The sequence below is a fragment of the Microcoleus sp. D3_18a_C4 genome, from assembly GCF_036702415.1.
GTDB lineage: Bacteria > Cyanobacteriota > Cyanobacteriia > Cyanobacteriales > Microcoleaceae > Microcoleus.
In genome coordinates this window covers 137,721-150,091 of the sequence record NZ_JAUBTI010000008.1, presented here as the reverse complement: position 1 = coordinate 150,091, position 12,371 = coordinate 137,721, and the positions used below count along the sequence as shown (strand labels likewise).

Sequence of the window (12,371 nt, the reverse complement as noted above, 5' to 3'; positions counted from 1 at the left end):
GCAGTTCACAGCTATTTAAAATGGCTACAAATTGAAACAGATGTGAATAATTCCGATAGCTTCAATCCAGCAAAAACGGCGCTAGCTAATGTCGCTGACTTGGTAATTACTGGCATTGGCTCTCTAGAATGCCGCCCAGTTTTACCTGGTGAAACAACCATTCTATTACCCGAAGAAGTAATAGAAAATCGGATTGGATATGTGGGAGTACAATTTAGCGATCGCCTTGACTCCGTGCAACTATTGGGATTTGCTCCCACCTTCGATAGCTCAAATCCACCGCAACAAATAGCAGTAGCAGAACTGATGCCGATCGACGCTTTAATTGAACAGATTACTCGTTTAGAAGAAGCGATCGCCTTCTTAGAAACAGACGATCCAGTGGCGATACAGGTGCGATCTACGATCCAAACTCAATCGCAGAGCAATATTGTTGCCCAATTAGAGCGTATTTATCGAACTTGCGACGAGTACGAGTGGCGGTACGCAGCGGGAGAGATGTTAGCTGGGAGTGCCGCCGGAGGGGAGTTTACTCGTGAAAGTGCCGATCGCGCCGACACTGATTTAGAAGATTTAGCCGAAGCACTGCTGGAAAAGTTAGCAGAAATATGGAGGGATGCTGCGTAATTTTGGAACGGATAGCTGATGTGTATATGTAGTCTCCCCTTCGTAACCTGTAAAGAATATGGCAAAAGGATTCGGCCCGAAAAAAACTCCCCAAACGACAAAACGCCAGACAGCACAATGGGATTCCATCCAGGAGGAAACTCGCGATCGTTTAATTTTTCAGTTATTCACAGCTATTGACGAAAGTAAAAGAAATTTCCAAACAGTCCATCGATTGGTGGAAACAAACCCAGATAGACTCGACACCGTTGACAGATTGGTGGAAACAAATGCAGAACGAATAGACAAGCATTTTTTCACGGGACTTCCAAAAGTTAACCTTGTGCTTGAAGCTAACCACGATAGACTTGATGAACACTTTATTAAGGTGTTGCGATCTCGCTCGTCTGCGATACTATCTGAAGTGCCACCAGAAGATAAAGAAGGAATCGCTGCTAGCATTATAGTTTTAAGCCTGTGCATCCATGAATTTAAAAAAGGAAATCAAGCTAATAATTTAGAAATTGCGATCGCAGGTTATGAAATTGCTGCTACTGTCTTAACCCGCGAATCTACTCCAGAAATGTGGGCAGATTGTCAGATGTATTTTGGACGTGCTTATCATCACCGTTTTCAAGGAGATCGCGCCGAAAATCTAGAACGATCGATCGCCTGCTGCCAAAATGCCCTACAAGTATTTACCCGCGAATCCTTTCCTGAAATGTCGGCAGAAATCCAACATAATTTGGCTATTGCTTATGGCAACCGAATCCGAGGAGATCGGTTAGAAAATGAAGAATTGGCGATCGAGGCTTCCAAAGCTGCAATGGAAGTTTACACCCGCGAAGCAGAGCCTAAAACATGGGCTAAAATACAAAATAATTTGGGTATTATCTATCGCGAGCGCATCTGCGACGACAAGGCGGAAAACTTGGAACAAGCGATCGCCTGTTATGAAAATGCCCTGTTATTCCGCACCCGCGAAGAATTCCCGGAACTTTGGGCGCAAACTCAAACGAATCTGGCATCTGCTTACCGCCACCGAATTCACGGCGATCCGGTAGAAAATGTTGAGAAGGCGATCGCAGCTAATCTCGAAGCTTTGCAAGTTTACACTCAAGACATTTTCCCCGCAGATTGGGCAGGAGTGCAGACGAATCTGGGCAACGCTTACGTGCATCGACTTGAGGGCAATCGAAATGAGAATTTAGAAATGGCTATTGTCGCCCATCAATCTGCTTTAAAAGTCTTTAACCCGGATGAGTTTCCTAGAGAGTGGGCTATGGCTCAAATGAATCTGGGTAAATGTTACTTCATGGTTGAATCACACGAAAAAGCGATCGCTTGTTATCGATTGGCTTTAACAGTTTGTACGCCAACTGCTTTCCCATTTGAATGCTCGGGGGCTGGAGAAACCCTTGGAAAAATAGGATTTGCAATAAAAGATTGGAAATTAGCCATTGATGGATACGGCATCGCGATCGAAGCCGTAGAAACCAGGCGTACTTGGGCAACTTCTGAATTTCGCCGCCAAGAAATTTTGGAAGAGGCGATCGACATTTACGCAAACATCGTGCAAGCTTGTATCAATAACAAGCAGTTAGATAAAGCTGTTGAATATGTAGAGCGATCGCGCTCTAAACGCCTCGTAGACTTAATGGCAAGCAATGACCTCTATTCAAGTGCAGAAATTCCTGCTGAAATTCAACAGTATTTACAGGATTTTGAACAGCTACAGCAGCAAATTGACAAAGAACGAGGGCGCAATCAACCTAGCAACGACTTTGATAATAGCAAACTTGATAATAGCAAACTTGATAACAGTCGCGCAGCACTAGCAGCTTACAATCAAATAATAGCTGATCTGGAAGCTGAAAAACTCCTAATTTGGGAACAACTTCGTCGCTTAGATCCGGTGCTTGCGGGTCAAATTCGAGTCAATCCTCTCAAATTCCCATCCATCCAGCAGCTTATCGACAAACCCACTACTGCCATTATTAGCTTTTACGCCACTGTTAGCGACACCTTGATTTTCGTCGTGCGGCAAAACGAGATTAGCCTGCAAAGCTGCGCTGGTTTAGGATTTGAGGATTTGCACGAATGGATTTTCAAAAATTGGTTAGGACAATATGTTGAGGATAAAGATTCTTGGAAAGAAGAGTTAGTTGAGATGCTAGCTGAAATCGCCCAACTGTTAAATTTGAATGACCTGATTTTGTGGCATTTAGAAGGAATTTCGGAACTGATTATAGTTCCTCATTTTGCCCTTCACCAAATCCCCTTCGCTGCACTGCCCATTGGAGACAACCGATATTTGGGTGACAAGTTTTTGATTCGTTACGCACCTAGTTGCCAAGTGCTAGAGTTCTGTCAGCAGCGCCCTTCATTGGGCAGTAATCTGAACTGCGGCACAATTGAAGATGCAACGGGCGACTTGCCTTGCGCTAGTTTTGAAGGAGAGCAACTGGCAGTTCTTTATAGCATCCCGGACAATCAACGCTTAAAAGGTCGCCGTCAGGCTACTGTTAGTAACTATCGAGAACTGGCGCAAACCGTCCAAATCCTCCACTCTAGCCACCACGCCCAGTCGCGCTTTGACAATCCCTTAGAATCGACATTAATTTTAGGAGATGGCTGCATTACTTTAGGTCAGTTAATGACTCCTGCATGGCGTCTCCCTCAGTTGTCGGATGTATTTCTTTCCTGCTGCGAAACAGGATTGGGATTGAGTGAAATTACTGGTGATATCCTCACTTTTTCAACTGCTTTTTTGTCGGCGGGAGCCAGAAGTGTTATCAGTACGCTTTGGGCTGTCGATGATTTAGCTACGGCGCTTTTCTCCATTTTTTACTATCAAGAGTGGCAGCAGGGAAAGAATCGCCCAGAGGCTATTAGACAAGCTCAAGTTAAGTTGCGAGAGCTTACGGGCAATACCTTAGCTGCTAGTTATAAACCCCAACTCACAGAACTTTTGAAACAGAAACGTGAAGAAACCCACACGCTCCGCAAAATATCCGAGGCAGAACGAAAAGCTTGCTCCTCCGGTTCCTCAGAATATCAGCAATGGGATGAAGAATACAAAAAGTATGATAAAATTGGCAAACAAATTTATTTATCTCTCAAAAATTTAGATAAATATTGTCAAGAATTAAAGCCGTTCTCTCACCCTTTTTACTGGGCTGCTTTTACCTGCACTGGGATTCGGTAAAATTCAATCACATTTAAATCCTCAACAAAACTCATCCCCGCATCCTTACAAAGTTGGTGCGACAATTAATGAGTAAGTTGATAATTTTTATTTAACTCGTTGGTAATCCGAAGACTTCAGAGTATGAGCCAAAAAGCGTTCTGTGTAGTACAAAGCTAATTGATTGCTCGGGCCATTAAAAACGGCATCAAAGGCGTGTTCAGCCCAAGGAATTTCGAGCAAAATAGCCCGTGAAGCGAAGCTATCCCGTAGGGAATCGCCCGTGGCTCGCAATCGTTGGTAGAGCGATCGACCAAACTTGGGCTGAACGATATGGTCGCGGCCTGCATAAACCAGTAGAGAAGGGGGAAGATTCGGTTTAATATAATTGATGGGAGAAGCCCGACGGTAAAGCTCGTTGAGTTCGTCTGGCGTTCCTCCCAAAAAGGCACGCAAGACGGCTCGAACATTTATGGCATCAGGAAAAGGTGGGTCATTGTATCCCCGGATCAGGTCATTTGGCCCGTAATAGTTCACCACTGCTCGAACTGGAAGCACACTAGAATTATAAGCAGTTAGCATTGCTAAATGGGCACCTGCTGATCTTCCCATCAAAGCAATTCGATCGAGATCGATGGACCAATCACCAGCATGAGTTTTGATATAGGAAAGAGCGGCTTGTACGTCCTCAAGCTGAGCAGGAAAGCGATATTTGGGAGCGTGGCGGTAAGCAATTGCAACCACACAATAGCCTTGGGCGGCCATGTAGCGGCTGAATTCCTCATGGGAATCGGGATTGCCTCTGAGCCAAGCTCCCCCGTAGAGTGTGATAATCGCCGGATATTTGCCAATTTGCATCGGCCGATAAACGTTGAGTTGCAGTGAAACTCCGTCAGGGTTGGCAAATACAATAGCCCGATCGATCCTAACGTCTCTAATCGGAATTCCTCGGAACGCATCTGCGAGGATAAACGGTTGAGGGCGTAGCTGCGCGCGATGGGTTTGAGGAACGGCTGCTAAATAGTTTTGCCCTAAAACTGCTTGCATTTGAGTAGCTATGGCTGCATTGGCTGCTGGGAACTGAATCAGGGGTAGCAGGCCCAGGATGAGGGCGAACAGGTTACAAATGAGTAAAATAATGTAGACTTTGCCTTGATGCCGTCTGAGCAGGTTCAGCACAAGGGCGATCGTATTGATACCGACCAACCAAGGACTGATTTCTGGTGCTCCTACCGCCAAAGGATACAGGAACATCGTGGGTGCTGGTACGATGATCCAGAGACTGAGAAATAGGGCGATCGCACTCAGAAACCAAGAAATAAATGGCGAGACTAAGAATGCTGCTAATAAAGGTAACTTTTTGCGGTTCTTCTTGTGGATCATCGGATTTTCGCAGCCTAATTTTTAATCAGTTTAAATTAATCTGGCTGTTTCAGCCCTTTGGCAATCAGTTGGTGGGAAAAAGTTTCGACTGTCTGAAAAATATCTGCCAGCATTTGGGGTTTACCAACTGCAACAGACAAGCTGCAATTGCCAATTACAACACTGGTAACGCCATGACGAAGTGATTTGCTTAATCCGGGTGCAATTTCTAACTCTAGAGCCTAGTGGGTGTGAATGTCGATAAATCCCGGTGTCACCCACAAGCCAGAAGCATCTACCACTTGATGAGCCTTGGAGGTAAGAGAGGATGCGATCGCCACAATCTTACCATTTTGAATACCAATATCCCCCCGCATCGGTGCAGAGCCTAAACCCTCAAAAATTTACCCGTTTTGAATCAGCAAATCTCACATGATTTCTCGTTAATTTTTCAATATTTATGCTGACTAAAGGGGCATTTCCTCAAAGGTTTCCCATTAATATATAAACATAAATTAATAAGGCTCAAACCTTCTGCTATCATAGTAATAAGTTAAAAATGTGCCGTTTTCAACTACGATCCCCAGAATGATATCTAAAGTTTCTAAGAAGTAGGGGCTACCAGCTTCATCATCAGTGCTGATGACAGGTTTATCTAATATGGCAATAACAATTGCTGGTTGATTCTTGTGGGGAAGCTTTCTATTTTTTAAGTTTTCTTTCCATTTCACGATTTGTCCAACTTCCAAAGATTCTTTTTTGAGAAAACTTTTACAAACTGATTTAAGCTGGGAAATATATTCCTCTCCATAGTTACTTTCTTCCTTTTCATTAACATCTTGATCGCGCTCTTTTTCGTGAAGATTTTTCATTATTTCAGCTATAATATCTTCTGGCTTACTCATTGCAGTCCTTCCTTTAACTAAAAATAGTTTCAACGCTATCTTTATATATACTTGCAGTGTTACTTAGATTAACTTGCCCACTTATCAAGTCTAACATCCCCTGGTATTGTGTTTAAATAATCCTCAAAGTTGTTAGGGAAAGTTCGCAGCTTTGACCTCTGTCTACTGGTAGAAGCTGTCAAGATAATGCTCCACATGGCAGAGCTAATTTCATTCAATTTATTCATGTGACAAAAACCATTATTTTTTTCATTCCCCAATTTATCTAGCGAGTAGATAGAACTGGGAGGCATTAGATACCAGCTTGCTGGTACAACCTCTAGTAGCCACCAATCGAATAACTCACGTCGTCCGTGGGAACCGGGGAAGATTGCATAGCCCTCTAAACAATTCTCTAATATATCTAGTAATGATTCTAAGGATTGATTGTAATCCAAAGTTTTAATCGCACTCCTATAAACATCTAATGCTTCAAATATTATTTGAAAATTTTCCAACTTTTTATCTTTTGTATAATCAATTTTAATCACATCTACTAGAGCCTTAAACTCTTCCTCTCTTAGAGCATTAGAAAACTTTCTTTGAGAATCCAGCATCTTTTCAAGATTTTCTAGGAGCCATAGTTCTATCTTACTAATAGTTTTTTGTGGAATCAAGTTTAATGGTTGATAATATTGAACTGTTGGTTCTACAACTGAAGCTAGTATCAGCGCCATCCAAACATAACGAATGTGGCTCAGTGTTTGGTTGTTACTCTGAAACACTTCCAGAATTTCATCTAAAGCATCTTGAAGTGAAGCTGCATCCTCTGCTTCTGGTTCATAGAGTTCTTCATAATGTTGCTGCCCTACCCTACTTAGGGTACCTTGGATGGATTCAGGCAATTGGCGCAACAAGGACAACCTTTTTTCTGTAAGACTGCTGTATTCCAAAGTCATAACTGATTTCTTCCTCTTTAAGATTCGGGTGGATACGGGTAATCCCAGAAAACTTCTATCTTTATGTGCGGGAACTTCTCCTTAAACTGTCTCAAAATGCTATTACAACTTTCACATGGCTGGAACTCAGTATACAGGTAGAGTTGGCCTTCTACTTCAAGATCATAGAACATCTCAAGAGTATCAGCAATTTGTGACAAAACTTTGTACTCAGCATCAGTATCCATCATACGCTGGGTTCGAGAATCAATAGCTGGCTCGAATTGTCCTCCTGCTGACTTCGGCTTGGGTATTTCCCTAATTGGACTTTTGCTGCCACCTCTAGATGTTGCTGCTGCACAAAAGGCTACACCTCCCTTAACCTGTAGCTCAGCAAGTGCGACATTTCCTTTGCCGACTGGTTTCTTGAGGTACTGCTGTCGGATTAAAACAGCATCAGCTTTTAAGTCCTCTTTTCTCAGAACTTTAGCTCCTCAAAAAACTATATTTATAAAGCTAGCATCATTCTTTTTTTCCTTCAAGGCTTTCGCCCATAATGCTCGGTCTTAACCCACTCGGGTCGCAGTAGTGGTTATGGATAATCTCCCAGCACATAAGTTGGCGGTTATGGAACCCTTGATGCAAGTGGCTGGTTAAGCGTGTCCTGAATTTATCATCCTCCCAGGCTCGAATAAACCTTACTTAATTTTTGCTTTCGCGGCCCTAGATTCCACTGTGAATCCTGGAATATCTTGCAGTTCAGTTTCGCTCAAACTGTACTGTTCGCAAACCAAACTCAAACGAGTGCCGGTACTTTTAACGGCGTTGACAGAGTGAGTCAAATCTCCTTGAAAATAGATTAGCGAGTTGGCTTGTGGCTTAATCTGGCCGACTTGCTGTTTGTTGCGCCGCAGTATCAATTCTCCCCCTTGCAAGTTCGGCGGTACTTGCACGTATAAAACGCTGACGGCTGCGGGAGGTTCAACTGTTTTGCAGTACGATCGCAAAGATCGATCGATATGCGGATCGACGCGGGAACCTTCACCCAGCAACAAAGGGTTGAGGTAAAAAGCATTGCATTCAGGCTGTAATGCTTGGTCTAGATAGGGTTTGAACAAAGGGAACCGCCGTTCTAGTTCGGCGATTTCAGAACGTTGAAACACCACGGAAAACCCTTTGGTGCCAATGAAATCGCGGTTGAGGTTGTTGATTGCTAGATAAGGGGAGGCTAGAATTGCTCCTCGCAAGTCGTTGAGGTAGTCGATCGAGAAAGCGTTAGGATGTTGGCTATAGTATTTCAAGGCACTCAAAAATCATCAAAGTTTAAGGAAACAGCAGATAGAAATGCAGCAATCTCTCAGACTTGGGATTGCTTCGTTCCTGGCGGAGGAGATAATAATCTTGATTTAAGTCCGCGTACTTAAGTCAAAGGTTTTTCTTAACTGCGGGCGATCGCCCGGAAGTGTCGCAACCGACTAGCAACTGCCAATATTACTATACAGGCGATCGTGGTGGTGATTCGATTATATTGGCAATTCGATTATACATGATGCCGCTGGGCAGCCGATCGCCCATTTATTTTAACTTGTCCAATTGCAGAGGCGATCGCGTAAATTGCGATCGCATCCGGCCTCTGTTTGCCCATCGATTTCTTGAGTTTGCTAGCTCGAAAAGAGATGCGTGTTGGTGGTGTGTAGGAAACATCTTGCTAAAACAAGCAAGCCGTGCATTAGGTCAAACTGCTGGGAGGGCGATCGACAATATCTAACTGGCGATAGAACGTTAATAAAGTTTACAATTAGAGAATGTGGTCTAAGAAATACCAGCAGTCGCAACAGTTACTAAGTAATTATTTCAGATTAAATTAACATTTCACAGTGGAAAAAAGCAAAGCTGCCAGCTATAATTAAAGAGTAAGGGAAAAAAAATAACTCGCTGAAACGATATGGCAACAACATTGTACGAAAAAATGGGTGGAGAGCCAGCCATTAAAGAGATAGTCGATGATTTTTACCGCGATGTTTTGGCTGACGAGATAGTGAGCCACTTCTTCGATCATACAGATATGGAAAAGCAGCGCCGCCATCAAACTGCTTTTATCTCCTATGCCCTCGGCGGCACCAAGCAATACTCAGGCCGTTCAATGGAGAAAGCACACGCAGGTTTGAATCTACAGCCTGAACACTTTGATGCAATTGTGAAGCATTTGACCGATGCAATAGTTGCCCACGGCGCATCCCAAGAGGATCTCGATGAAGCGCTAGGTAAGATCGCGACTTTGAAAGAGGCTGTTTTGTACAAGTAAGATCGAGTGAATGCAACTGGTTTTTTGCAGCCACTAGAATAGTGATAAAAGTGGAGATTTCGTAAGGTGAAGCGAAAACTCCACTTTGTTGTTTGCCGGATATAATGAACCGCTTTCGAGGCGAAGGAAGAGAAAAGTTCACAATTGAGGCGTTATCAAGAACAGGCAAGATGCCTGTTCCACAAGAAAAATTTAGTCTTTGTGGAACAGGCATCTTGCCTGTTCATAAAGCCTGATTTAAAATGAAAAATGGTGCAAAACCTCAGTTGTTTTCCACTTAATTTATGGATACCTGTTTCATTTTTTATAGTAGCTTATTCGTTATCAAGAACAGGCAAGATGCCTGTTCCACAAGAAAAATTTAGTCTTTGTGGAACAGGCATCTTGTGTTATCAAGAACAGGCAAGATGCCTGTTCCACAAGAAAATTTAGTCTTTGTGGAACAGGCATCTTGCCTGTTCATAAAGCCTGATTTAAAATGAAAAATGGTGCAAAGGCTCAGTTATTTTCAACTTAATTTATGGATACCTGTTTCATTTTCTATAGTAGCTTATTCGGCTAGCCACGGTATTGCCGAAGTATATTTTACCGCATTTGTTAATTTACTTGAAATACTGACAAGTTATATTCCTCCTTTAGCTAGATGACGGTAGTCAAGTGCGGCTTGCACGATCGGTTTACTAATTGCCAATTACCAAATCGTATATGCCGCAATACTTCGGAAAACTCCAAACTACTGAACAGCCTTGGTCAACCATCGCCTCCGTACAATCCATAAATAAAACCGATCGCACAATTCACTTTAATTGCGGCGAGATATCCCTAAATATCAGCATCCTCGCACCGAATTTAATCCGAGTGCGAATGTCCCCGACAGGTGAATTTAACAGCCGATCGCACTCAATAACAGTCCCTGACGAAGAGTGGGAAATTATACCATTTGAAGTGCGAGAAACCGAGGAAAAAATAGAAATTGAAACCGCACAAATATTAATTTCCGTAAAGCGAGATCGCGCTGCAATCGAATGCTTTGACAAATCGGGAAAACCCTTTGCTAGCGACTGCGATCGCAATATGGGATGGCGCGCAGGCCGGGCCGCGGGCTGGAAGCGCATCGAAGCAGACGAGCACTTCTACGGTTTCGGCCAACGCACCGGCTTTCTCGACAAACTCTCCGAAGTCAAGACAAACTGGACAACCGACTCCCTCGACTACAATTCCCTCACCGATGAAATGTACCAGGCGATCCCATTTTACATCGCCATGAATCCCGATCGCGCTTACGGCATTTTCTTTAACACTACTTTTTGGAGTCAATTCGACATCGGCGCCGAACAACCGGGGGTTTTGCGGATGGAAACCAGAGGCCCGGAACTCGACTACTACATCATTTACGGCCCGGAACCCGCCCAAATTCTCGCCACCTACACGCAGTTAACCGGCCGGATGCCGATTCCGCCAAAATGGGCGCTGGGATACCACCAATGCCGCTGGAGCTACGAATCAGAGGACATTGTGCGCGAGTTGGCGAAGGAATTTCGCGATCGGGCGATTCCCTGCGATGTCATCCACCTCGACATCGACTATATGCGCGGCTACCGCGTTTTTACCTGGAGCCCGAAGCGTTTCCCCGATCCCGCGAAACTGATCGCAGACTTGAAAGCAGCGGGTTTTAAGGTTGTCACGATTGTCGATCCCGGTGTCAAGTACGAACCGGAAGCAGATTATGAAATATTCGATGAGGGTGTGGAGAATGACTATTTCGTCCGTACCGCAGAGGGAAAGCTATTCCACGGTTACGTTTGGCCCGACAAAGCGGTGTTTCCCGACTTCCTGCGGCCGGAGGTGCGCCAGTGGTGGGGGGAATTGCACAAAACCCTGACAGATATTGGGATTGCGGGGATTTGGAACGACATGAACGAACCTGCGATCGCCGAACGGCCTTTTGGTGACGGCGGCGAACACATCAGCTTTCCCTTGGATGCACCGCAAGGCCCGGAATCCGATCGCGCTACCCACGCGGAAACGCACAATTTGTATGGGTTGATGATGGCGAAAGCTTGTGCTGAGGGGTTGCAAAAAGTGCGATCAACCGAGCGATCTTTTGTGCTGACGCGATCGGGTTTTGCGGGCGTTCAGCGTTACTCGTCGGTGTGGATGGGCGACAATCAATCGCAGTGGGAACACTTAGAAATGTCCCTACCAATGCTTTGCAATATGGGGCTTTCCGGCGTGGCGTTTGTCGGTTGCGACATCGGCGGCTTTGCGGGGAATGCAACGGCTGAACTGTTCGCGCGGTGGATGCAGGTGGGGATGCTGTATCCCTTGATGCGCGGTCATTCGGCGATGAGTACGGCGCAGCACGAACCGTGGGTTTTTGGATCTCGCACTGAGAAGATTTGCCGCGATTACATCAATTTGCGCTATCAGTTGTTGCCTTATATTTACACGTTGTTTTGGGAAGCTGCGACGACGGGAACGCCGATTTTGCGACCGCTACTATATCACTTTCCGCGCGATCGCACAACTTATCACCTTTACGATCAAGTATTACTCGGCCCGTCGCTGATGGCTGCACCTGTTTACCGCCCCGGAGTTGAGCACCGCGCCGTGTATTTGCCGGAGGGTACTTGGTACGATTGGTGGACGGGCGAATGCTATCAGGGCCCGACGCACATTTTAGCTGATGCACCTTTGGAGAGAATGCCGCTTTACGTGCGGGGAGGGGGCATAATTGCGATCGCACCTGTGAGGCAATTTGTCAGCGAAGAACCGCTTGAGTCATTAAAAATGCGAATTTGGCCCGGAAGCGGTGAATGGACGCTTTATGAGGACGATGGACACAGTTTTGAACATGAAAAAGGTGTCTGGGCTACGACTAATTACAAGGTGTATTTGGAAGGGGAAAAAACCCTCGTTGAAATTGCCGCGCGCGAGGGTCAATTTTCGATATCAGAACGCGAAGTTATTGTGGAAGTTGTTGGCGTTGGCGAACAGCGATTTACAGATAATGGTACGGTGCGGCGTTTGACATTTGGATAGTTTGATATTTCTGAGATGTTGCGCCCTTTTTAATAAGGTTTTTCTGG

Annotated in this window: 11 protein-coding genes; 5 read left to right on the top strand and 6 right to left on the bottom strand. The window is 44.8% G+C overall.

Going from position 1 to position 12,371, the window contains the following annotated elements:
* On the top strand, nt 1-627 hold a 627-nt coding region (locus QUB16_RS06905), incomplete at its 5' end, for a DUF1822 family protein (RefSeq protein ID WP_333315082.1).
* Nucleotides 628-685: 58 nt separating this feature from the next.
* Nucleotides 686-3,814 (top strand): CHAT domain-containing tetratricopeptide repeat protein, encoded by a 3,129-nt coding sequence (locus QUB16_RS06900; RefSeq protein ID WP_333315081.1) that lies wholly within the window; start codon nt 686-688, stop codon nt 3,812-3,814.
* An 87-nt stretch (nt 3,815-3,901) separates the two neighbouring features.
* On the opposite strand, the gene QUB16_RS06895 is transcribed toward QUB16_RS06900, so the two are convergent.
* From QUB16_RS06895 to QUB16_RS06875, 6 genes are all read right to left on the bottom strand, one after another.
* Complete coding sequence (locus QUB16_RS06895; protein ID WP_333315080.1) at nt 3,902-5,176, bottom strand: alpha/beta hydrolase; 1,275 nt, start codon at nt 5,174-5,176, stop codon at nt 3,902-3,904.
* A gap of 221 nt (nt 5,177-5,397) precedes the next feature.
* Nucleotides 5,398-5,532: a hypothetical protein gene (locus tag QUB16_RS06890; protein ID WP_333315079.1), complete on the bottom strand. Its 135-nt coding sequence runs from the start codon at nt 5,530-5,532 to the stop codon at nt 5,398-5,400.
* A gap of 138 nt (nt 5,533-5,670) precedes the next feature.
* Complete coding sequence (locus QUB16_RS06885; protein ID WP_333315077.1) at nt 5,671-6,060, bottom strand: hypothetical protein; 390 nt, start codon at nt 6,058-6,060, stop codon at nt 5,671-5,673.
* Between the two features lie 68 nt (nt 6,061-6,128).
* Nucleotides 6,129-6,998 carry a hypothetical protein gene (locus tag QUB16_RS06880; protein ID WP_333315075.1) on the bottom strand — a complete coding sequence of 290 codons (870 nt, stop codon included), beginning with the start codon at nt 6,996-6,998 and terminating at the stop codon, nt 6,129-6,131.
* Nucleotides 6,999-7,015: 17 nt separating this feature from the next.
* Nucleotides 7,016-7,423: a deaminase domain-containing protein gene (locus QUB16_RS33505; RefSeq protein ID WP_445251102.1), complete on the bottom strand. Its 408-nt coding sequence runs from the start codon at nt 7,421-7,423 to the stop codon at nt 7,016-7,018.
* Nucleotides 7,424-7,675: 252 nt separating this feature from the next.
* Nucleotides 7,676-8,278: a 2OG-Fe(II) oxygenase gene (locus QUB16_RS06875; RefSeq protein WP_333315074.1), complete on the bottom strand. Its 603-nt coding sequence runs from the start codon at nt 8,276-8,278 to the stop codon at nt 7,676-7,678.
* A gap of 161 nt (nt 8,279-8,439) precedes the next feature.
* On the opposite strand from QUB16_RS06875, the gene QUB16_RS06870 reads away from it, so the two are divergent.
* From QUB16_RS06870 to QUB16_RS06860, 3 genes are all read left to right on the top strand, one after another.
* On the top strand, nt 8,440-8,745 hold the full coding sequence (locus QUB16_RS06870) for a hypothetical protein (RefSeq protein ID WP_333315073.1): 306 nt from the start codon (nt 8,440-8,442) through the stop codon (nt 8,743-8,745).
* Nucleotides 8,746-8,922: 177 nt separating this feature from the next.
* The gene (locus QUB16_RS06865; protein WP_333055558.1) at nt 8,923-9,282 is read left to right on the top strand and encodes a group 1 truncated hemoglobin; all 360 of its coding nucleotides are present in this window, start codon (nt 8,923-8,925) and stop codon (nt 9,280-9,282) included.
* Between the two features lie 705 nt (nt 9,283-9,987).
* On the top strand, nt 9,988-12,324 hold the full coding sequence (locus QUB16_RS06860; protein WP_333315072.1) for a glycoside hydrolase family 31 protein: 2,337 nt from the start codon (nt 9,988-9,990) through the stop codon (nt 12,322-12,324).
* The last annotated feature ends 47 nt before the right edge of the window (nt 12,325-12,371 follow it).

Bases quoted from the DNA above. Each gene is read 5' to 3' on its own strand.
- QUB16_RS06900 (WP_333315081.1), top strand. From the start codon at position 686: ATGGCAAAAGGATTCGGCCCGAAAAAAACTCCCCAAACGACAAAACGC.
- QUB16_RS06895 (WP_333315080.1), bottom strand. From the start codon at position 5,176: ATGATCCACAAGAAGAACCGCAAAAAGTTACCTTTATTAGCAGCATTC.
- QUB16_RS06890 (WP_333315079.1), bottom strand. From the start codon at position 5,532: ATGCGGGGGGATATTGGTATTCAAAATGGTAAGATTGTGGCGATCGCA.
- QUB16_RS06885 (WP_333315077.1), bottom strand. From the start codon at position 6,060: ATGAGTAAGCCAGAAGATATTATAGCTGAAATAATGAAAAATCTTCAC.
- QUB16_RS06880 (WP_333315075.1), bottom strand. From the start codon at position 6,998: ATGACTTTGGAATACAGCAGTCTTACAGAAAAAAGGTTGTCCTTGTTG.
- QUB16_RS06865 (WP_333055558.1), top strand. From the start codon at position 8,923: ATGGCAACAACATTGTACGAAAAAATGGGTGGAGAGCCAGCCATTAAA.
- QUB16_RS06860 (WP_333315072.1), top strand. From the start codon at position 9,988: ATGCCGCAATACTTCGGAAAACTCCAAACTACTGAACAGCCTTGGTCA.